At 45.7% G+C, this 21,235-nt stretch carries 21 protein-coding genes and 2 other RNA genes; 17 read left to right on the top strand and 6 right to left on the bottom strand.

Features of this window, described 5'->3' with window-relative positions:
- The first annotated feature begins 25 nt into the window (after positions 1–25).
- Positions 26–649, top strand: a complete 624-nt coding sequence (locus D515_RS19475) for a helix-turn-helix domain-containing protein (RefSeq protein ID WP_002540949.1) — start codon at positions 26–28, stop codon at positions 647–649.
- A 9-nt stretch (positions 650–658) separates the two neighbouring features.
- On the opposite strand, the gene D515_RS19470 is transcribed toward D515_RS19475, so the two are convergent.
- A complete protein-coding gene (locus D515_RS19470) occupies positions 659–1,042 on the bottom strand; it encodes a VOC family protein (RefSeq protein WP_002540948.1) in 384 nt (127 codons plus the stop codon).
- 289 nt (positions 1,043–1,331) lie between these two features.
- On the opposite strand from D515_RS19470, the gene D515_RS19465 reads away from it, so the two are divergent.
- A complete protein-coding gene (locus D515_RS19465) occupies positions 1,332–2,255 on the top strand; it encodes a porin (RefSeq protein WP_002540946.1) in 924 nt (307 codons plus the stop codon).
- A gap of 63 nt (positions 2,256–2,318) precedes the next feature.
- On the opposite strand, the gene tesB is transcribed toward D515_RS19465, so the two are convergent.
- A complete protein-coding gene (gene tesB / locus D515_RS19460; protein WP_002540944.1) occupies positions 2,319–3,185 on the bottom strand; it encodes an acyl-CoA thioesterase II in 867 nt (288 codons plus the stop codon).
- 278 nt (positions 3,186–3,463) lie between these two features.
- On the opposite strand from tesB, the gene D515_RS19455 reads away from it, so the two are divergent.
- Positions 3,464–3,883, top strand: a complete 420-nt coding sequence (locus tag D515_RS19455) for a YbaY family lipoprotein (protein ID WP_002540943.1) — start codon at positions 3,464–3,466, stop codon at positions 3,881–3,883.
- 2 nt (positions 3,884–3,885) lie between these two features.
- Here D515_RS19455 and D515_RS19450 read toward each other — a convergent pair whose 3' ends face one another.
- Positions 3,886–4,197 carry an MGMT family protein gene (locus tag D515_RS19450; RefSeq protein ID WP_002540942.1) on the bottom strand — a complete coding sequence of 104 codons (312 nt, stop codon included), beginning with the start codon at positions 4,195–4,197 and terminating at the stop codon, positions 3,886–3,888.
- A gap of 111 nt (positions 4,198–4,308) precedes the next feature.
- On the opposite strand from D515_RS19450, the gene D515_RS19445 reads away from it, so the two are divergent.
- From D515_RS19445 to ffs (D515_RS25415), 12 genes are all read left to right on the top strand, one after another.
- Entirely contained in the window at positions 4,309–5,043 is a 735-nt protein-coding gene (locus D515_RS19445) for a VP0952 family biofilm-associated protein (protein WP_002540941.1), read from the top strand.
- Between the two features lie 136 nt (positions 5,044–5,179).
- Positions 5,180–5,276, top strand: an RNA gene (gene ffs, locus D515_RS25420) — signal recognition particle sRNA small type.
- Positions 5,277–5,406: 130 nt separating this feature from the next.
- Positions 5,407–6,033: a TnsA endonuclease N-terminal domain-containing protein gene (locus D515_RS19440; RefSeq protein ID WP_039850346.1), complete on the top strand. Its 627-nt coding sequence runs from the start codon at positions 5,407–5,409 to the stop codon at positions 6,031–6,033.
- Complete coding sequence (locus tag D515_RS19435) at positions 6,030–7,910, top strand: Mu transposase C-terminal domain-containing protein (protein ID WP_002540938.1); 1,881 nt, start codon at positions 6,030–6,032, stop codon at positions 7,908–7,910. Before D515_RS19440 ends, D515_RS19435 begins: the two co-directional genes overlap by 4 nt.
- An 8-nt stretch (positions 7,911–7,918) precedes the next feature.
- Positions 7,919–8,929, top strand: a complete 1,011-nt coding sequence (locus D515_RS19430; RefSeq protein WP_002540936.1) for a TniB family NTP-binding protein — start codon at positions 7,919–7,921, stop codon at positions 8,927–8,929.
- Positions 8,930–9,021: 92 nt separating this feature from the next.
- Complete coding sequence (locus D515_RS19425; protein WP_002540935.1) at positions 9,022–9,324, top strand: helix-turn-helix domain-containing protein; 303 nt, start codon at positions 9,022–9,024, stop codon at positions 9,322–9,324.
- 116 nt (positions 9,325–9,440) lie between these two features.
- On the top strand, positions 9,441–11,006 hold the full coding sequence (locus D515_RS19420) for a patatin-like phospholipase family protein (RefSeq protein ID WP_002540933.1): 1,566 nt from the start codon (positions 9,441–9,443) through the stop codon (positions 11,004–11,006).
- A gap of 545 nt (positions 11,007–11,551) precedes the next feature.
- Positions 11,552–12,784, top strand: coding sequence for a TniQ family protein (locus D515_RS19415; protein ID WP_002540932.1), 1,233 nt, complete (start codon positions 11,552–11,554; stop codon positions 12,782–12,784).
- 191 nt (positions 12,785–12,975) lie between these two features.
- On the top strand, positions 12,976–14,850 hold the full coding sequence (locus D515_RS19410) for a type I-F CRISPR-associated protein Csy2 (protein ID WP_160167793.1): 1,875 nt from the start codon (positions 12,976–12,978) through the stop codon (positions 14,848–14,850).
- A 9-nt stretch (positions 14,851–14,859) separates the two neighbouring features.
- Positions 14,860–15,897: a type I-F CRISPR-associated protein Csy3 gene (csy3, locus tag D515_RS19405; protein ID WP_002540929.1), complete on the top strand. Its 1,038-nt coding sequence runs from the start codon at positions 14,860–14,862 to the stop codon at positions 15,895–15,897.
- Entirely contained in the window at positions 15,894–16,496 is a 603-nt protein-coding gene (gene cas6f / locus D515_RS19400) for a type I-F CRISPR-associated endoribonuclease Cas6/Csy4 (protein WP_039850343.1), read from the top strand. The genes csy3 and cas6f overlap by 4 nt, the downstream gene beginning before the upstream one ends.
- 323 nt (positions 16,497–16,819) lie before the next feature.
- Positions 16,820–16,916: signal recognition particle sRNA small type (ffs, locus tag D515_RS25415), an RNA gene on the top strand.
- 94 nt (positions 16,917–17,010) lie between these two features.
- Here the strand turns inward: ffs (D515_RS25415) and D515_RS26375 are convergent.
- From D515_RS26375 to D515_RS19390, 3 genes are all read right to left on the bottom strand, one after another.
- Positions 17,011–17,139, bottom strand: coding sequence for a hypothetical protein (locus D515_RS26375; RefSeq protein ID WP_002540926.1), 129 nt, complete (start codon positions 17,137–17,139; stop codon positions 17,011–17,013).
- Between the two features lie 111 nt (positions 17,140–17,250).
- Positions 17,251–17,679, bottom strand: coding sequence for a hypothetical protein (locus D515_RS19395; RefSeq protein WP_002540925.1), 429 nt, complete (start codon positions 17,677–17,679; stop codon positions 17,251–17,253).
- Positions 17,676–18,602 carry a zinc dependent phospholipase C family protein gene (locus D515_RS19390; RefSeq protein WP_002540923.1) on the bottom strand — a complete coding sequence of 309 codons (927 nt, stop codon included), beginning with the start codon at positions 18,600–18,602 and terminating at the stop codon, positions 17,676–17,678. The genes D515_RS19395 and D515_RS19390 overlap by 4 nt, the downstream gene beginning before the upstream one ends.
- A 379-nt stretch (positions 18,603–18,981) precedes the next feature.
- Here D515_RS19390 and D515_RS19385 point away from each other — a divergent pair, with 379 nt between their 5' ends.
- The gene (locus tag D515_RS19385; protein ID WP_039850359.1) at positions 18,982–20,259 is read left to right on the top strand and encodes a nucleotide-binding domain-containing protein; all 1,278 of its coding nucleotides are present in this window, start codon (positions 18,982–18,984) and stop codon (positions 20,257–20,259) included.
- Between the two features lie 8 nt (positions 20,260–20,267).
- On the top strand, positions 20,268–20,897 hold the full coding sequence (locus D515_RS19380) for an SLATT domain-containing protein (RefSeq protein ID WP_051997536.1): 630 nt from the start codon (positions 20,268–20,270) through the stop codon (positions 20,895–20,897).
- The last annotated feature ends 338 nt before the right edge of the window (positions 20,898–21,235 follow it).

Below are 21,235 nucleotides of genomic sequence, written 5' to 3'. Positions count from 1 at the left end.
CTGTTCAACACCACGCGGGGAGAGCATGGAAAGCATCATCGATATCTGGACATCTAATCCGACAGAAAAAGGGACCGCCTATGTGGTGCCTGACGGCTGCCGTGATGTGATTGTGACGGAAATCGAGGGTGTACAGCAGGTGCATGTCTCCCCGCTGTTTGAAACCACTATCGCTGTTGATATAACGCCAAACGCAAAAATGACAGGCTATCGCTTAGCGCCGGGAACATGGGTGGATGAAAGCCAATTGATGGCCGCTATTGGAAAAGACACCCATGATCTTTTCGATAAGATTGCTGCCTTTTCACGTCGCTGTAGCAATGTCGATGAAGCGCTTTTCAGCCTAGGCGAGCGGTTGGGTTCAGTGGCTGATATTGCGCGCTCGCTTGGTGTCAGTGAGAGAACCTTACAAAGGCATCTTCTCGAACGGAGCGGTAAGTCGCCTTTGTTCTGGGTTCAATTGGCAAGGGCAAGACAAAGTGCCCGTGCCATTGCCGAGGACGCACCACTGATTGATACTGCCTTTGATTTTGGCTACGCCGATCAGGCGCACTTCAGCCGCGAAATTAAACGCTGGTTTGGCGTGACACCAAGTGAATTAAAACTCAGAAAAGATCTTACCGAACAGCTTTACGTTCCCGGTTATTGAGGGCCAAGGCTAACCTGCCACAGCGGTACAAATCTCTACCAAAAACCCATTCAAATCGCGTACGTAAGCGGTGGTTTGTCCCCAGGGCATTTCTTCAACATTCTGCATCAATTCCGCCCCTGCTTTCAGCGCATTGGAAAGGTTTCCCGCCACATCATCGGTTTCAAAGGCGATTTCAAAGTTGGGTGAGTGCGGGTTTCCAGAACTTGGGTGCTTGCCGAGCGAAGTCATCAGCGCTAGTGATGAAAAAGAGAGTTTGGTGTCGCCGGTGTTCAGCTCGCCATAATCGCCGCTTTCATGCAGAAAGGCGCGTTCCAGCCCGAAAGCCTGTTCGTAGAACGCCAATGTTTGTTCAACGTTTTCCACGTACATAATCGTGTATCTAAACTTCATTATTCCCTCTCCTTGTTGATGTTTTGTCCATTCTGGCTCTTGGTGGAAAAGGAGTCTTGAAGATTTCCGACAGCCTAAAGCGAAAGATATGCCTCGTAACTTTCAGTGTGATGAATGTCCCGAGATTACAAGGTGTTGAGAGGTCAGTCGACAGTCATCATTTGGTCATTCCGGTGGAACATAAACGTCACCCGACAGAAACCGAACTGTCATTTTTCAGCCCTACCTTAGCCCCCGCTTTTTCTTTATTGGGCAAGAAAGCCCCCCAAATACAATAAGGTAGTAAGAAATGAAAAACGCAGCGTTAACCTCTGCAATGCTTATCGCACTCGCTTCAACTTCCTCTTTCGCGGCGACGGTATACGACAGCGAAGGCACATCCCTGAAAGTGGGTGGCCGTGCTGAAGCGCGCTTCAACGTGTCTGACAACAACGAGAGCGACACCAACAGCTCTTTTGAAGATAAATCCCGTGCGCGCTTTAACCTGAAAGGCAAAACGGAAATCTCAGAAGGTCTCTACGGTTTCGGTAAATACGAAGCTGAGTTCAGCGGTGGCGATAGCCTGAAGAACCGCTACATCTTCGCAGGTTTCGGCACATCAGCGGGTGAGTTTTCTTACGGTAAGCAAGATTCTGCACAGGTTCAGCTGACTGACATTACCGATGTGATGGCGACCTTTGGTGGTGACGCGGCAGACTTGGTTTCAGGCAACAAAGACAAGCGTGAAAACAACTTCCTGTACGCTGGCGAGTTTGACGCGCTGTCTATTCAAGCCAACTACATTGCAGCCGACGAGAAAGATGCAGACAGCTACGGCATCTCTGCGCTGTATAGCTTTGGTGTAGTCAGCCTTGGTGCAGGTTACGTGTCTCAGGATGCAGGCACTGACAGCGATGACCAAGTCAACCTGGCGGCTGAATACTCGCAAAACGGCTTTACGCTGGGCGCACTTTACACCGCTGGTTCAAAAGGCAATCAGGACTACACCGGTTATGAAGTGGCAGCGCAATACAAAGCGACTAAGCAACTGGCGCTGGTGGCGGTATACAACTTTGGTGAGTACGACGACACCAATACCGAAGAAGCCAACAACTTTGCTGCAGAAGCGGTTTACAAATTCAACGGCAACTTCCGCGCTTACGCAGGCTACAAATTCGAAGGCCTTGATGGTAAAGATGACCAACTGCAAGCAGGCATGCGTTACGACTTCTAAGTTAATCGCGTGAAAACAGAAAAGGCCAGCTTCGCGCTGGCCTTTGTTCGTTTTAAGCCCCGATTAAGCTCTGGGATTCTTCCGCATCAAACCTTCCTGAATTGCAGAAGCAACCAGTTCGCCTTTCTGGTTGTAAATCTCGCCACGCACCAAACCGCGTGAACCGCTGGCTGATGGGCTATCAATCGCAAACAGCAGCCATTCATCCATACGGAATTCACGGTGGAACCACATCGCATGGTCGATGGTGGCGACTTTCAGCCCCGGTGTCATCAGGGTCACGCCATGAGGTTGCAGTGCGGTCACCAAGAAACCCCAGTCCGACGCGTAGGCCAGCAGATATTGATGAACGCGCGGGTCGTCGACCATCTTGCCATTGGTGCGGATCCACAGGTATTGCTTGGCTTCGAGTTTTTCAGGGGCTAGTGGGTTCACCACCACAGCGGGGCGAACTTCAATCGGGCGGTCGCCACCAAAGGTTTCAATCACCTTTTTCGGTAAGTGCTGAGCGATAGAGTCGACCAGTTGTTTTTCTGACATCAAGCCTTCCGGTCCCGGTACTTGCGGCATGGTGAACTGGTGCTCAAGCCCTGGTTCATTCTTATGATAAGAAGCGGTCAGGTAGAAAATCGGTTTTCCGTACTGCACGGCTTTCACGCGGCGGGTACTGAAGCTTTGACCATCGCGTAAATTTTCTACGTCATAAACGATAGGTTTTTCTGGGTCGCCGGGGCGTAGGAAATAGCTGTGGAATGAATGCACAAAACGGTCGCTCTCGACAGTGCCTTTGGCGGCAGAAAGTGCCTGACCAATCACCTGACCACCATAAACCTGAGGCAGGCCAAGGTTCTCGCTCTGTCCACGATAAAGCCCTTCTTCTATCTGCTCGAGCTTAAGCAAAGCCAGCAGTTCTTCCAATTTCGTACTCATAATTCCTCTTTAAGCCAGTCTGACATCATATTGTTGTTTGTTTTGACAGAAAAATGACAGATCGCTCTCATCATGTCGTTTATTTCGAACTTAATCAGCATGTATGCTCTCTAACCTTGCGAGGTGGCATACATTACTCTGCCTTACGCGACAACCAGTGGATGTTGAAAGGTGTGATCTCAAATCCACATTTTCTCAATGGTTGAATATGCAACGGTGATAAACTTGTTGTTGGTTTTATCAGTATTTTAGACGCTTGCGTCACTTGGAGTTTTACCATGAAGAAGGCCTTTTTTGGATTTTTTGCTGCGTTGATGGCACTCGCATTCACCGCATGTACTGACATTATTAAGGACCAAGACATGGCAACAGTGACAGGTGAAGTTTACTACTTGCAGCGTATTGCCCTGCCGGATAACGCAAAACTGACGGTCACTCTGGCGGATGTGTCATTAGCTGATGCGCCAATGGACGTGATCAGCAGCCAGTCCTACATGACAGAAGGGCGTCAGGTTCCACTGCCATTTTCGCTGACTTACTCGCCTTCAGAGATTAAACCGGGTCACACCTACAACGTGAGTGCACGCATTGAAGTCGATGGCCAGTTAATGTTTATCAGCGACACGGCTACCCATGTGATTAATGACCCTGCCAAGACACAGAACGTGGAAATTCAGGTGGTCAGCGCCATTCGATAACGCTAGGCAGGCTCTCCATCCCATCTAAAACGGCGCAATGACACTGCGCCGTTTTCTTTAACTTCGACCCCGTCATCCAACAGCTTCTCACGCTGTCTGACAAAGCTTTCTCCCTTGAGCGAAATCATCCCACTGGAATTGATCACACGAAACCAAGGCAGCTTGGAATCCTTCGGCAGTGAGCCAAGAAGCTTGCCGACATGGCGTGCGTGACGGGGAAACCCTGCTAATTTTGCGACATCACCGTAAGTTGTTACTTTTCCTGGGGGTATTTGGATAAGTACTGCATAGATTTGGTCATCAAAATTGGGCATATTGAAACTGACGGAGAAATTATAATTAGAAACATCATACCTCACCTGACAACAAAAAGATTATCGCAGGAATGAGGTATCACTGTCGGCATGAAGCGCAGGAGGTGCTAAATGTGGTATGCGACGACACTAATGGTGACAGCAGCAGTCATGGTCATGGGTGCTGCACTTTCTTCTGCCTTTGCTGAAGGCGATATCCCTCTGCTTGCTTTCGCGATTCCCGCTCTCTTTTTTGCTGGTTCCGGCGGTATCGCTGTATGGATTCTTGCACTTGGCTTGATTGGCTTCGGCGCCATGATGCCTTACCAACCTGTTGCGATTTCACTCAGCCTTTGGATGATACTTCCCGCACTGGTGCTCATCACCGGGGAGCGTCGTAACTGGCAGGTCTCCTTGCTGGTTATCTCAGTTGTTATCGCTATGGAATGCGGAGTGCTCGCGCTGCAAGGGGACGAGAAGCTCGGTGGTGCCATCAGCTACACCTTAATGCAGATATTCTGCGTCATCATGGTTTGGGTCGCGACTTACTTCTGGAAGCCAGTGAAGAAAATCAGCTGGTGGCCTGTGGCGCTGATTGTCGCGCTATTGGCAGGCGGACAAACCCAAGGTGCCATGTTCGCCTTCTGCGGCAGTATGCTGGTGCTGGCACTTCAGGAACTCCAACGCATCGGTGGTGAACAGCGCGGCGATAAACTCTGCGTGATTCTGCCAGCCATAGCCTTTGCCACCATTGTCGTCTTCCCGCAATTCTCAGTGCCAAACCCGGTGTTTGTCGCCTGGTTGTTGTCTCTGACCATTGCTTGGCTCGGCGATTACCTTCTCCACACAGAAAACGAAGAAGAGTAGGGCGGGTAAATTCTCACCACTTGGTTGCTGAAAGCCAGATAACCCCTTGCATTGGGCGTAGCCATCCCACATAATGCGCTCGAACCAACGGTTTCTTTCTCAAGAGATTTTTGGTGTATCAAATCTATGGAGGCCCCCTTGGTCCTCCCGCAACACTAACTTGTGTACTGGGTCAGGTCCGGAAGGAAGCAGCCCGCGCTTGGGACGTGTGTGCCGGGATGTGGCTGAGGGGGCTTCCACCCATCTAGCGTTCTTGTTTCTGACACCATAAGTCTGCAAATTAGCACCACAAGCTTGCAAATTGACACCATAAGATTGCACAACTACATTTATTTGTAACAAAACAACATGCGGTAAACGCCCATGTATCGTCGCAATCTAAAGCACTCTCGCGTAAAAAACCTCTTTAAATTCTCCAGCTTAAAGAACAATACTGTTCTTACCGTTGAATCCTCATTAGAGTTCGATACTTGCTTTCACCTCGAATATTGCAAAGAAATTGTGTATTTCGAGGCTCAGCCAGAAGGCTTTTACTATCAATTTGAAGGTAAAAAGCTGCCTTATACGCCAGATTTTCGGGTTAGCTATGAAGACGGACGTGAGGCATTTCTGGAGATAAAGCCTGCCAGCAAAATTGACGGGGATGAGTTTCGTCGGAAGTTTGTCGGCAAAATGGAAGTGGCAAAATCTTTGGGGTGTCCTCTTACATTGGTAACCGATAACCAAATCAGAGTTAATCCCGTCCTATACAATCTGAAGCTATTGCACCGCTATACAGGTATCGTTGGGGTAAATGCTATCCAGATGCAGTTGCTCAAAGTGGTGAGAGCAAGTGGGTTAGTTTCCATCAATGACTTATCACAACGGATTCATGTCTCTAGCGGAGAGTTAAAAGCTAACGCCCTAGCGTTAATTTCACGTGGGCAATTACAGGCAGAATTGAATAAAGAGAAATTTGGCATGCACAGTGTGGTGTGGGTTGGAGCATGAACTCTGGCGATGGCGACAATAGCTTCCCACTGTTCAACAATGAATTTTCCCCGTCATCGAGTTCGGAAAGTAAACCAAATAGTTCCCCACCTAAAGAACCACAAAAGCTGATAGAAAGAGATCTTGATAGCTATCCTGCACACCTGAAAGAAGAAGCGATCAAACGCTTTCGACTACTCGCCTTTATCGACAAAAACCTCAATGGTGGCTGGACACCTAAAAACCTTAACCCGCTCATCCAGCAGCATTTTGAAGAAACAGGGCAATCAGACCCACCAAAAAGCCGAGTGGTGTGCAATTGGCGAAAAAGCTATGAATTGTCGGGCGGAAAGATCACAGCGTTGGTTCCAAAGCATCATCGCAAAGGTAATTACGAATTAAAAAATACCGGTGATGGTGCAATTTTTCATGACGCGCTGGAGCGATTCTTAAATGCCCGAAGACCCTCGATGACAACAGCTTATGAGTACTACAAAGATCAGGTTTTACTAAGCAATGAAAGGGTTGTTGAAGGTCAAATAGAGCCACTTTCTTATTCGGGGTTCAAAAAACGCATTAAGCAGCTTCCTCCCTATCAAGTCGCTGTTGCTCGGCATGGCAAATTCATGGCAGATCAGTGGTATGGGCATTTCAGTGCGCACAAGCCGCCAACACGTATTTTAGAGAAGGTCGAAATCGACCACACGCCACTCGATCTCATTTTGATTGATGATGAACTTCTTGTTCCTCTCGGTCGCCCTTATTTAACCTTGCTCGTTGACGTGTTCAGCTCTTGCATTGTTGGCTTTCATCTTGGCTATAGGGCACCAAGTTATGACTCAGTGAGTAAAGCTATTATTCACGCCACAAAGCCAAAGGACTACCTTGATACCATTGCAAGTGATTTCCAAAATGACTGGCCGTGCAGCGGAAAAATCGAGACGTTAGTCGTGGATAATGGGGCAGAGTTTTGGAGCGAGAGCTTAGAACAAGCATGCTTGGAGTCAGGGATTAACATTCAGTTTAATCCTGTTAGAAAGCCATGGCTCAAACCATTCATTGAGCGACTGTTCGGCACCATTAATAAGAAGTTTCTGGATCCATTCCCAGGTAAAACCTTCTCGAACGTGTTGGAAAAAGAGGAGTACAGCCCTGAAAAAGATGCTGTTATTCGATTCTCTACTTTCATCGAGCTATTTCATCGCTGGATAGTGGATGTGTACCATCAAGACGCTGATTCCAGAAAAACTCGCATACCTGCAAAGCTTTGGCAGCAAGGATATGAAGATTATCCGCCGTTGGTCATGTCACAGGAAGATATCGACAAACTCACCGTGGTAATGGGGGTGAAGTGGCAACCGACATTGACCAGGCTTGGTTTTAAAATTAAGCATTTGAGGTATGACTGCCCTGAGCTTTCTGAGTATCGAAAACGCTATCCCCAAACTGAAAGTAGCCGTAAGAAGTTGGTAAAAATTGACCCCGATGACATCTCCAGAATATTCGTTTATCTAGAAGAATTAGAAGGCTACTTAGAAGTCCCTTGCGAAGACCCTATTGGATATACAAAGAACCTGTCATGGCATCATCACCAGGTGCTTTCAAATGCACATCATAAGTTTATTGAAGGGAACATTGACGTGTTGAGCTTGGCGAAGGCTCGGCAGGCCATCCACCAACGTGTGCTGCAAGATCAGGAAGAGTTTGGATTATTAGCGAGTAAGAAGAAACGGAAAAGCGGGCAGAGGAAGTTGGCAGAATTTTCTGGTGTAGAGCAGGGGGGAAATTCAACCGTTGCTTTACCTTCACAGGCCGCAGAGAAAGGTGCTAGGGATGAAGGAGATAAAGACCTACTCGATGATTGGGACGATATGATCAGTAACTTGGATGGCTACTAGTGAAAGCAATGACGGAAGAGCAAAGTGTCAAGCTCAAAGCGTTTTTGAACTGCTTTGTCGAATACCCGCTATTGACTGAAATTATGGGTGATTTTGACAGACTTAGGCAGAACCGATTGCTCGGCGGTGACCAACAATGCATGTTACTGACGGGGGACACAGGTTGCGGGAAGTCGCACCTTATTCGGTACTATCAAAGTCGAGAGCAGTCAGAACCAAAAGACAGGTTTGATTTCTCGCCTATTCTTGTCAGCCGGATTCCAAGTAAGCTAACCCTTGAAGAAACGGTTCTACAGCTCTTAAAAGACCTCGGCCAATTCGGTACAACGACCCGAGGTAGGTCGAGAATTACGACAGACTCTAGTCTCACACATTCGCTCGTTGACCTACTTCGAAAAAAGCAGGTTGAGCTCATTATCATCAATGAGTTTCAGGAGCTTATTGAGTTCAAATCTGCGGAGAAAAGACAGGCTATTGCAAATCGTTTGAAGTACATATCGGAAGAAGCTGGCGTTCCTATTGTTCTTGTCGGTATGCCCTGGGCTGAGATGATTGCAGAAGAACCCCAATGGTCCTCAAGATTGGTCACCCGCCGCTCTATCCCATACTTCAAACTCTCGAAAGACCCCGTCCACTTTGTTCAATTCTTAAAAGGCTTGGCTAAAAAAATGCCTTTTGATAGGCCGCCAAAACTTGAAGCTAAGAAAACATCAATTAGCCTCTTTGCAGCAAGCAGAGGCGAGCTGAGAGCTCTGAGGCATTTGATTAATGATGCTGTGAAAGATGCCGTGCTGGAAGACGAGCGAGAGTTTGATGTGCAAAGGCTCCACCATTCGTTCACCAAGTTGAATCCTCAAGTGCGGAACCCTTTTGAACTCCCACTCAATGAGATGAAGCTGTCTGAAATAGAACACTACTCAGGCTACAACCCCAGAGCCATGAGTAATGATGAAGCACTAACCAATCGCGTGTTCAGCGAAAACATCCCACTAAAAGAGCTTTTGAAGAAAAAGGGTTAGCGGAAGACTTTAAAAGCTAAGTATTCCTTAGTACATTTGTGTGCGTGATACTAAGAAAATCTTAGTTACTTATCCTAAGTAGCTGAAGATTTATGGAATCACCTTTCCCAACTAGACTGCGTGCTGCGCGTAAGGCCGCAGGTATGACTCAACAACAGTTAGGCATAAATCTCGGTATGGACTCAAACACAGCCAGTGCGCGCCTCAATCAGTATGAAAAAGGTAAGCACGCACCAGATTACCAAACAGCCAAGAGACTTGCTGATGAGCTTGGTGTGCCAGTGGCATATTTTTACTGTGATGACGAGTTGTTGGCTTCAGTAATTCTGGAGTTTTCTAAGTTAAGTTTAAATAAAAAGGAATGTTTTCTCTCTGAAATTAAGAACTTAATTTAATACGATTTGGATCGAAAACTTTTAATGTGAGAGCTTATTGAGCAGCGGCGAAGCTTAAAAGTTATTTACAATATTCCTATTTTTTATATACACAACGTTCTATTGGAGTTTTAGTTTTGATTGAGTCTTATGCAGTTTTTGAAGGTGGAGGGGTTAAAGGTGCTGCATTTGCAGGAGCATTGAAAGCAGCTGAAGAAAGTAGAATTAAGTTTGTGGGTTATGGCGGAGCTTCAGCCGGGGCAATTGTCGCTTTTTTGGCAGCGTTGGGGTTTAACAGTGACGAAATCAAAGAGCGAATGTCAAATCTGGACTTTATTAAGCTGCTTGATAGTCCTATTGATGGAGAAGCCAATAGAATCAAAGAAACTATAGCTTCATTAAAATCAGAATCAAAACTAATTCTTATATTAAAGGTTATTAATGCACTGCGACGCAATAGGAGTTTCATCTCTAGAATAATTAAGAATAATGGTGCTTTTAGAAAGAGAAATATTATTTCTCTTCTCGCTGTGTATGCTTATGAAAAATACCCAAAAGAGTTGTCTGTTAACGAGGCTGAGGATGAGCTTACTATATCCTTTGAAAAATTCCATGAATTAACAGGGGTGGATTTTCGCGTTGTTGCAACCGATGTGATATCTGGAGAGGCGAAAGAATTTTCTAGTACAGAAACCGCAGGGGATTGTGTTTTTGAAGCTATTGCAGCCTCTGCTGCTTATCCGATAGTTTTTGAACCGACAAATAACAAAAATACATGCCTTGTGGATGGTGGGCTCTCATGTAATTTGCCTACCTATTTATTTCACAGAGAAATTCATAAGAAAATACCAATTTATGCATTTGACTTAATTTCTGAAAATGTTCGAAGTGAATGCGATCGAAGTTTCGGTTCTCACTTAAAGGGTTTACTAAACTCTGCTTTGGATGCTACGACTAATATACTTTCCCAAATTGTCGGCGGTATTGCTGTACCTGTTATTGTCCCTTCAGATATCGGAACCCTTGACTTTGACCTTTCAAAGAGTGATATAGATCGAATGTACTACTCTGGTTATGCAAGCGCGAAAGCATTTTTCCAGAATCATCGTTTGACTCGACTCGGAAACAAAGTTTCGTCTGCTAGCGATGTAGCTACGTTGTTATATGGTAATAACTTTAACTTTATCTTAAATTTGCTAATTGACTCTTTGCCAAGTCTTGGAAAGGATGTGAAGGCTTGGCTTTATACATGCCCAAGTGCATCAGAGAATAGGTTGATTTCCTTCGCTAAAGAGTCAAACTCGAACATTGCTCCAAATGACCACGAATTTGAGTTTTCGGAAGTTGATAAAGATTGCGTTGCCTCATGGGTACAAGGTAGTGTTGTCTGGAGCTACGATTTTAACAATGGTAAAACTCGCATATGTTTCCCGATAACTACAATAGATTTACTTTCTATTGATGACGATTTAGAAAGCATTGTCGGTAGTGAACTATTGGCGTTGTTGTGCATATCAATGGACGTGCATTACACGGATTGTCCGTGGTTGGAAAGGCGTAACTATGTGGTTGCTGATGAACGAGCTTATGATATAGCTGGCGACATAGATACAATTTTGCACCATTTTTGCTACACTATAAGAAACTCTATGCTAGGACACCAAACTTCATTCCACCAGTTTAAGGGGATTAGCGATGCTTGATAAACAAGATAAAGTTACTATTGTCGTTAGTAAAACATCTAGCATTGTTAAGAGATTGGATAGCAATGACTATTTTTCTGAGCGTGAAAAAAACTCTTTCAAAACTGCAAAGAACAATGCTCGATGTCGAGGTCAGTGGACACTAACATCCATATACTATAGTGGAGAGGTGTCAAATACAGTATCTCGGTCTGATTCGCACGACTACAAACAAGCCCATAGTACGGTAGATGCTGAGTGATAAATAAACGGCTAGTGTGCGACGCTAGCCGGTTCCCTTTCAGAATTTGTTTATACACTCTCGACTGCTGTCGCAACCCCTGATCTAATTCCCCGCTGAGTACATTTGGCTTTACTGCCGAACTGTTGCAAGCTCTCTCGCTTCGATATATCTAGACTAGTGTTAGGCACAATACAGCTACGAGTATATGTCCTTTTGTTTGGCATCGTCTAAACAGTGATATCCAGATGATCTCAATTGTGATATCACTGCATCTCATGAAAAGCATCATCCTTTACTAAGTATTCCTTAGTGTGCGCCAAGAATGTCTCAATTCTCCCTAAGAGTGGAGCATCAATCAGATGAATCCCTTGAAAGCTACCTCCTTCGTCTAAGTCAGGCTAACTACTTTGAGTCTTATCAATTGCTTAGTAGAGCTGTTAAAGACTGGCTCTATGAGCATGACCAAGAGGCTTTCGGGGCTTTTCCACTCCAGTTGAAGATGGTGAACGTATACCATGCAGCTCAGAGTAGCGGGTTTCGGGTTCGTGCTCTGCGCTTACTCGATCGACTTGCCGATACAGAACTACCCCTGTTGCAGTTTGCCTTGTTGGGTTCCTCGACTCGCTTTTGCTTCTCTCATTCCGCAGTGTATAGGCAAGGAACACATATCCCTTTGTGTTTCGTTCGGAAGGCTGGCGTGCCTATATGTCCTGAGTGCTTAAAAGAATCAGAACATATTCCCCAGGTTTGGCATTTCTTCCCTTATATAGCTTGCCATAAGCACCATTTGGATTTGATGGATACATGCCCTAGTTGTGGGGCTGTGTTCGACTACTTAACGAGTGAAAACATTACAGAATGCGAGTGCGGTTTTGACCTAAAGAATGCGCCGACTCAAAAGGCTGACCCTATACGAATTCTGCTAAGTTGCTTAACCGTTGGCGATACGGTTGATTTTGATACAACAGCACTCGGGAAGTGCAATCAATCAACGCGATTTGGTGCGCTTCTGTGGTATCACTTGGAGTTTGTAGGAAACCTTGAGGGTGACGGAATCAATGTAGAAGGCCTGAGCGGTGCTATCGGGTTCTTCAAGAAATGGCCTGAATCTTTTCATACAGCGATGAATAGAAGGCTGGCGACTTGGGAAGCGTCACGTTACATAGAATACAACCACACGCCGTTTAGAAAGATCTTTGGTGATGTGTTGCTTCACTCGTCCAGGTTGCCTTCAAAAGATTTGTCTCAGAACTTCGTATTGCGTGAGTTGCTGGCTTATTTGTCTCATCTGATTCTTCGCCACCCAAAATCAAAAATGGCGAATGTTGGAGATGTTCTACTAACTCTGTCTGAAACGGCGTCGATGCTTTCAACGAGCTATGAGCAGGTTGAAAGGCTCTATCAAGAAGGTTTTTTAAAACTGACTTACCGACCTCATCAGCAAACGACTATTCCACCTCACAAGCCTGCATTTCGACTTCGCAATGTCATTGAGTTGGGAATAGCTCGAATGCAGACCGACGTTTCTAGCGATATTTATCTTCCTGCGTGGTGATGATGAAAACGCTGAGAGATCTACTGGAACATGAAGAACCCGACATTGCGCTTCGCAAAGCGTTTGCCGCTTACTCTGAATTGGTTGATGTAACTGGTGAAGAGACTCAAACGCTAATTGTACTGCTTAACCTAACGTTGAAACGGGATGAAGTTGAATCGCTAACCTCGCGAAAATCAGCAAGAGCAGTTTTGAAAGATGAAGCCCACATAGATTCTTGTCTTGAAGAAGTATGGTGGCTGCATACGCACAATCTAAAATACCCAGATACACGGGTGCAGGCGCAAAGGATTCTGTGTGGTGATTTACTCTTGATTACGGGGGCGTTGGGTTCAGCAAACTGCGAGTGCAGACTAGGGTGGTCTCATAATTCCTCTCAGGTGAACAAGGCTAAGCTGTTTTGTTCAGGATTTATCTGGGAGGAAAGTTCGACGTGTTTGGCTGAATGCGTTATTAAAAACAGTGATGCTTGGTGCAGAGCTTTTCGTGAGCTTGGCCTGACTAAAACTAAGTTTGGTGAATGGCGGCTAAAGCTAGAACAAGCCAGGAATACTGATCATTTCCCTTCGGCTGTGAGCGATTACTCCAAGCAAGTCCGTTTTCCTTGGCTGAACGACTATTTGGCTATAACCCCCGTTGTTTCCAGTGCAGTTCAGGCCAAAATCCAGCAGCTTCATACGCAAAGGCTTGGGCGCTTCCGAACGATAGGCCACAGCCATCCAGCCAGTGTCGGCGACTTGGCGTCATCGAAAGGCGGAAGCGTATCTGTTCTGAACTATCCGTTGAACATAGCCTGGCGAAACAAAGTAAGCCTGAACAAAAGCAGGATCCGCCAAGTTGAATCTAATAAATCCGTTTTCAACCAAGGGGCAGTGCTAAACAAACGCTTCATCGGTCTATTGGACAGCCTCATCCATCTTGACGAAGAGCCTTTGCTTCGCCGACGGCGTAGACGTCGCATCTCACTGGTTCGTCAGCTAAGGAGAGCTTTAGCAGAGTGGTTGCTGCCGATAATGGAATGGAGGGATAGTCTTCGAGACGGAGCTGATACTCTAGCTGCTATTAGAGAGACTGAGCGTTCGCTTCTCACTGAACCCTTGTCAGATAATTCAACGCTCTTAAAGCTTGTTAATCAGCGTTTTCATACAACATTGCAAGACGCTGGTTATCGGAAAACTGAATATGCTTACCACCCCAAATTGTTAGAACCGGTAAGGAATCAACTGCGATGGATACTGGACACGCTTGGCAATGATCAGTGCGGCCAACGAGATACCCAGTTCGAGGTTATCCATTTAGAGAACCTTCGAGTGTTTGATGCGCTTTCTTTAGCGAACCCCTATTTAGTCGGTATTCCATCCTTAACGGCTCTATGGGGTTTTATTCATGCTTTTGATAGAAAGCTGAAAACTCTGTTGGGCTGTGAGTTCACGTTCGAGAGTGTGGCATGGCATGTTCGGGAATCTTCGTCCGTATCTGGCTTGAAACTGCCAAGCCCCACATTAGAGAGAAAGCGAAGTGATCATTTGAAACGACCAGGTATCGTTGAGTCCATACATTGCGATTTGGTCATGGACTTGGCTATTCGTGTACATTCGACAGAGTCGTTTCTTCAAACCCGAGATGAACTGATTGATTTGATAAAAGCGGCTCTGCCGTCGCGCTTTGCAGGCGGTGTTATTCATCCGCCATCGCTGTACGAGTCAAAAGACTGGTGTTCACTGCGAACAACTCGATCCCTACATGAGCATGTTTCACAGTTACCCGCGACAGGTAGATGGATAGTACCTGCTAAAACTGCGCCAAAGTCTTTCGAAAACCTTTGCGAACTCACTGAACTGAACATGGACTTAAAGCCAGTGATGGTGGGATATCAGTTGCTGGAAGAACCCACCGAAAGACCAAACAGTGTTTCTCCTGTCCACGCCTACGCAGAGCCATTGATAGGGCTTTGCGATTGTAAATCCCCCATAGATATCCGCCTTAAAGGTGAGAAATATTTCAATGCGACCTGTTTTTGGAAAATGGATGTCGTTGGCGGTTCTATCCTAATGCGAAGAGCATAGGGGGTGGTGATGGAGCTTTGCACTCAGCTTTCTTATCAAGGGTCTCTTAGGCCAAGTAAGGGCGTGTTTTTCTACGAAGAAGCAGATGGCACGATGAAGCCTTTGCCGATTGACCAGGATGCGATTGTCGGTCAGAAATGCAGTTATTCTGAAGCGTATCAACCCAGCGGTTCACCCAAAAATCTGCAACCTCAAGATTTAGCCTTCGGGAATCCCGTTCGCAGAGAATCGTGTTACGTCCCCCCGACGGTAGACAAAATCGTTTGCCGTTTCTCTTTGCGCGTTGAAGCAAACTCTTTGAGCCCTTTCGTTTGTAACAGTCAAAGTGTGGGTGAAGCCCTTTGTAGTTTGGCTGCTGCTTATCAAAGAGCGGGCGGGTATGACGAGCTAGCGCGGAGGTATTGTAAAAACCTGCTGCTAGGTCAATGGCTTTGGCGAAATCAACGAAGCATGGGTCTCGCGATAACTGTAGCCACCTCTGCGGGTAACGAATACCGAATCGAGAATGCTCTTCATCTTGATTGGCATGAGCCTTGGCAGGATGACTCCCAAAAGGTATTGAACGGTTTGACCGGAGAACTGGCGTCGGCCCTGTCTGGTGAAGAGCCATTTTGGTTTGCCGATATTAAAGCGAACATTTCAGCCTCATTCATGCAAGAAATCTTCCCGAGCCAATTGTTCAGCGACTCTAAAGACGGTTCCAACCTTGGCCGTGAATACGCAAAGGTAAGAAGTGGCGATGGTCAGATTTGGCCAAGCCTGAATGCTGAGAAAATAGGAGCCGCAATTCAGCTTATAGATGATTGGTGGGCTGATGAAGCAGATAAGCGTTTGCGGGTACATGAATATGGAGGTGATAAAGAATACCTTATTGCTCACCGTATCCCTTCAAGTGGGATTGACGCATACAGTCTACTGAAGAGTGTCGATGAGAAAGCAGCACTGATAGATGGCTTGAAATGTAGCGAAGAGATCCCCTCTGATATCCACTACCTGATGGCCGTTTTGGTTAAAGGTGGTTTGTTCCAGAAGTCGAGGTCTGTGTGAAGCGTTATTACTTCGTGATTACCTATTTGCCAGAACAGGCGAGCCAAGAAATATTAGCGGGGCGATGCATCTCAACCCTGCATGACTTTTTAGTTTTTCACCACATTGGTGGTATCGGGGTGGGATTCCCGCGTTGGACAGAGCAAAGCCTCGGCAATCAAATCATGTTTTGCTCTTCCAACCTGCAGCGGTTGAGTCAGCTTCATCAAACTCAGTATTTCACAATGATGCTTGCTCAAGGGCTGTTTGCGGTCACTAATATAGAGCCAGTTCCAGCAGATACAGCAGAGGTTCGATTTTACCGAAATCAGGGTATTGCCAAGCTGTTTACGGGCGAGAAAAGAAGACGGCTTGAGAGAGCCAAGCGGCGAGCAGCTGAGCGTGGTGAAGAGTTTGACCCTGAAAGGATAGGAAGTAATCAGCCGATTGGAATGTTTCATCGAATACTGATGGATAGCCAGAGTACCCAACAACGATTTGTGTTACATGTTCAAAAGGAAAATGTCGCTGAAGTTTCTGATGCGGAGTTTAATGGCTATGGATTGGCAACCAATCAAACGTATCGTGGAACAGTGCCAGATATTCGTATTCCAGTTTAACCCTTTTTGGGGTGGGGATTTTGCAGCATTAGAAATCAGAAGCTTACAAAGTTGATATAAAAAAGGGTTTTGTTGGCGAAAGTGAGTTAATCGAATGATTTACATAGAAAACCATCCGTTTGACAACGGTGTCCTGCCGCATAGGTAGCTGAGAAATCACAAAGCGGAATTATATCTCGCTGTATGAAGTGTCCTGCCGCATAGGCAGTTGAGATAAGGTCTGGAAGTTAGCAACCCACACTAGGAACCTAAACCTGCCGCAAGGCAGAGATGAAAAAGCAACATCCCAGAAATTTTTGGCTTGTTTGAAACACTGGAAACCCCATAGGTTTCCTCGCAGCGTGACTGTGTGTAGTTGGTCAGAGCCGGAGGGCAGCAGCCAGCATGCAGATAGCGGGTGCCGAGGGTTTGCTTGTGGGGTTTCCACCCGTATTGGATATACGCCTGTTCTATGCTTGCGGGAAATTAGCTAGGTATGAAGCTGCTCGAAAGAGCTGCTTCATACCGCTTAGTATCAATCACCTTTTTCGTGATCGTGTGGCTTTAACTTTGGATGCTTCTTTTGGTTCTCCGGACGAACACGCTGCCTCTTGTCTGGTGTACCGTCTTCGTTTTTGCGCTTAGGCCCTGGTTTAATACCCATTTGAACTCCTTCTTTCCATACGTGTTAAAAGATTTCTAATAGAGAACTAAAATGCCTTGCCGGTAGTTCGATTGAAGTTGGCCAGTCGTGCGGCTTTACCACTTCATACTGCTAGTTGGAGCAAATCGCAGCCGTATCAAGATTGATGCTACAAGTATTTGAACTTGGTGATTTCCAGTAGATCTTGTCAAATTCAGCGTTGCAGCCAGCGTCTTCCATAAGTGCCACGTTACCATCACATATCAGCATGACCGCATTGTCCCCTTGGAATTCCTGTAGTAATCGATAATTAGCCACTTTTCCTTCTTTGGCTAGCACTTCAAGCTCAGGTAGCTGATTGGGATTGGTTGAGGTGGCACTTGATATAATCTCTTCTTGGCTGAGTCCTTCGGTATTCCCCCACTTAAGTTCACCGTCAACAGCTTGGGATACATCTTTCAGAATTGAAGCCATGTCATACATGACTTCATCTGAGTATTTGGCCTGTGTTGAGCAAGACGTTAAAGCCATAAGCAATGCAAGAGTGGTAATTAATCTCATTGGTTCCCCCAAGCTGTTAGCTGTCCGTTTTCACAGCGGCCTGTATCTAAATTCCAATTTTTGAAGAAGTCAGTTTCTGCACTTTCAAACACAGCTGCTGCGGTTTGCTCCCAAAACAGCTGGATAGTCTCAATCGCCTTATCAAAGACTTCGTCATAGTGTTTTGTCCCATCTGGCGTTTCGAGGCTTTCGATAAATGTTGTATCGACTTCATCGTGAAGGGGATAGGTTAAGCCTTGTTTTGACGCAACATGTCTAGCCCACGGAAACAAACGATGTGACTCCTCCGCGTTGTCTACAACTGTTTGGAAACCCTTGTGCCAAGCGTTGATGTTAGGCTGACATTCACTGGCATAGTCTGAGTAGACAGCATTGAGCGCAGTGTGCCAGATGTCGTTGATAATCGGATAAATCGAACTGTCGTCATTAACATCTACACAGCTGCCTATGTTTTCTTTTACACGGTCAGCCATGCCAATATCGCCAAGGTTCAATCGAGAAGACCAGATATAGGTATCCTGATTCATTTCACAAACACGATGGGCTTTAGTGTTTTCAGCGTAAGGGCCAACTTTCATTTCAACCACGGGATGAATGGTAATGTCAGCGGCAACGTGCGCGACGAAGCCACATAGCCACGCAAAGGCTTTTTCTTGGTGTTCGCTATTTACTGATTTCACTTGCTGAACGAGGGTGCTTATTAACTTGCCCACATTGTTGTAATGCATTTCGTCAGCCCATTTGTTTTGTGCTGAATCCATGAGATCCAGATAAGGGTAATCAGGGCTGACGCAACCGAGTTCCAAATACCTTTTGTTTTGAGCCAAAGCCTTTTTGGCTTCTCGGGGCATATTTAGAGTCATCAAAGCGTTGTTCGCAGAAGCCACGTTAACTGCGGTGATATGAGCAAAAGCGCCTGGCATAGTCATCTCCATTCATATTGAGTGATGAGTTTACTACGCTCTTAAAGGGGGATTTGCGAGTTATGCCAATAAAAAACATAAGGTTAAAGATGGTTTGTGCTTTGTGGTGATCCTATGGGAATGCATGTTTTTAGTTGACCACTTACGGTAAGAAACTGTGCTTCTACTTGTTCCAAGCAGATTCGTATTAGTGAGAACCGAATACTGGCTTACTTCAATATCTTGCAATACTCCTGTAAGTCAGCGTATTGGTGAACTCCCACCTAAAATTCTTATATTGAGATTATTTTCTTATACTTTTCATTGAATTAGGCATTGAAAGTCATACATCCTCACCCCATATATGAAAGTGGTTGAATTACTTGCATGTAGGTGTGATGTGTCGGTTTCAGAAGATTTCAAACAGTTTTTGGTAAATATCCGAGTCGACAACTCGGCTAGTATCAGTGAGCGCTATGGTCAAATCACCAAAGCGTTAAACAAGCAGTTTCGTAATACGGACTCTACAACAGCGAACACGCTTCAGGTTGGCTCATATGGACGATTCACTGGTATCAAAGGTATCTCTGACCTAGATATGCTTTACATCATGCCGAGCAGCAAATGGGAAACTTATAAGGACAAGCAAAGTCAACTTCTCAAAGACACCAAGGATGCAATCTTGGCACGTTACCCGACAACAGATGTGACGGTAAGCAGTTTGGTCGTTGTAGTGAAGTATAAGAACTTCATGGTCGAGGTGCAGCCTGTTTTCGAGCAGGAAGATGGCAGTTTCAAATACCCTTATACGCACAAAGGCGGCTCATGGCGTTTCACCAAGCCGAAGGATGAAATGAAAGCCATGAAAGAAGTCAACGATGCGAAAAACAAGAATCTGAGACCGCTTTGTAAGATGGCTCGTGCTTGGAAGAATAAGCATGGTGTAGCAATGGGGGGCCTTCTGATAGATACCCTTGCCCATAATTTCCTAAAAAGTACCACCGACTATGACAATAGAGGGCCTCTTTATTATGACGAGATGTGCCGCGATTTCTTTGAATATCTAAGCAACTTACCGAAACAAGATCGATGGAACGCTCTGGGCAGTAATCAGCATGTAAAAGTGAAGAAAAACTTTCAGCGGGCTGCCAAAAAAGCTTTTGCTCTCTGTGTTGAAGCCATCGATGATGACAACAACAACGAAAGATGGCGAAAAGTATTCGGTCGTGGTTACCCTCAAAGTGCAAAGAACCTTGCGGCAATCGCGGAAAATCGCCAGACCTGGCTCAATACAGAAGAGTTTATTGCTGACAAGTATCCCGTGGACATCCGGTATCATATGGCCATTGACTGCGACGTTTCCCAAAACGGTTATCGTGAATACTCACTCTCTGAGATGTTACGTCTATTCATTCCTTTGAGAGCTCAAAAGTCTCTGTCTTTTAGCGTCAGTGAAATTGAAGTGCCTCAGCCATATTCACTTAAATGGAAGGTGCTTAATAGAGGGCCTGAAGCTGAGCGTAGAGATTGCATCCGAGGTCAAATCTTAGATGATGCAGGTTACGGAAATCGTAGTGAATCAACCACTTTCAATGGAGAGCACTCCGTTGAATGCTACGCCATCAAAGATGGTGTCGTTGTGGCGCGATCGGAAATTACTGTTCCGATCTCCAACTGAGGCTGCCAATGGACAGAGTAATACTCAAAAAAGATATCGCCGAACTGGCTTACAACGTTACATACGGCGCGAATCGTCATTTCGCGACGTTTGACATTGTATCCAGACTTCCCGCTTGGATTGGTTTTGCGTCTCTGGCTTTCGGTATTGTCGGATTAGCCTTCAAGGTTACTACTAACCTAACGTCGGTGGTCTTTATTCTGCTCTCGATAGCCGCCTTGTTCATTACCATGTATGAGCCAAAGAAATTCGACTACGAGAGGCGAGGAGTCCAGCTCACAAAGCTGTCCGGAAATCTCCTTTCACTGTACCGTAAAGCAGAGACTGACGATCAGGACGTTCTACGGGAGGTCAACCAAAAGTTCTTAGAGTTGAAGGATGCCTACTATTCTGATGGCGGTAACATTGGACAACAGATACTCTTTAGTGATGTCTTGGCTCACTACAAAATGTTTGGTGTCAAAAAGCAGCAAAGTCAGTGGTTTGTGGACGAGCTAAATCTAACTTTGTTCCGAGACAAGATTCCGTTCTTTATCCTATTGATAAGTGGTCTGGCGTTATTGGCAGCTGTGATATATGGCTTGTATAAGCTTTTCGCATGTCATTTGATTTCATACATCACTCAGTACTTTTGCTGACATCTAGGAGGCTGGAGGGATAGTATAGCTATCCCTTTCTCGCACAAAACTGCTCTATGTTCCGTCACTATTGTCGAGTAGCCGTCTAGTAGTTAACCACTTAGGCCGTTGGGAAATGAGCCACATCCATAGATGTGATGGAATTTTCTTTCACAACCCAGTTCATGAGACTTCCGTATAGCGCGTTTGCAAACTTATGGTGCCAAACCTTGCAAACTTATGGTGTCATAAGTCTCGTAACCCTTTGATCTCATGTTTTGGCTTTGAAGCTTTATGGTGTTGGCAACAGTTCTGAAAATTTTTCTTTTTTGCATTCCCAGCACTGTTCAGCCACGCAA

Origin of the sequence: Grimontia indica (genome assembly GCF_000333895.2) — a bacterium.
Taxonomy (GTDB): domain Bacteria; phylum Pseudomonadota; class Gammaproteobacteria; order Enterobacterales; family Vibrionaceae; genus Enterovibrio; species Enterovibrio indicus.
Note: the sequence above shows the minus strand (reverse complement) of the source record. Positions and strands in the feature narration are given on the sequence as shown.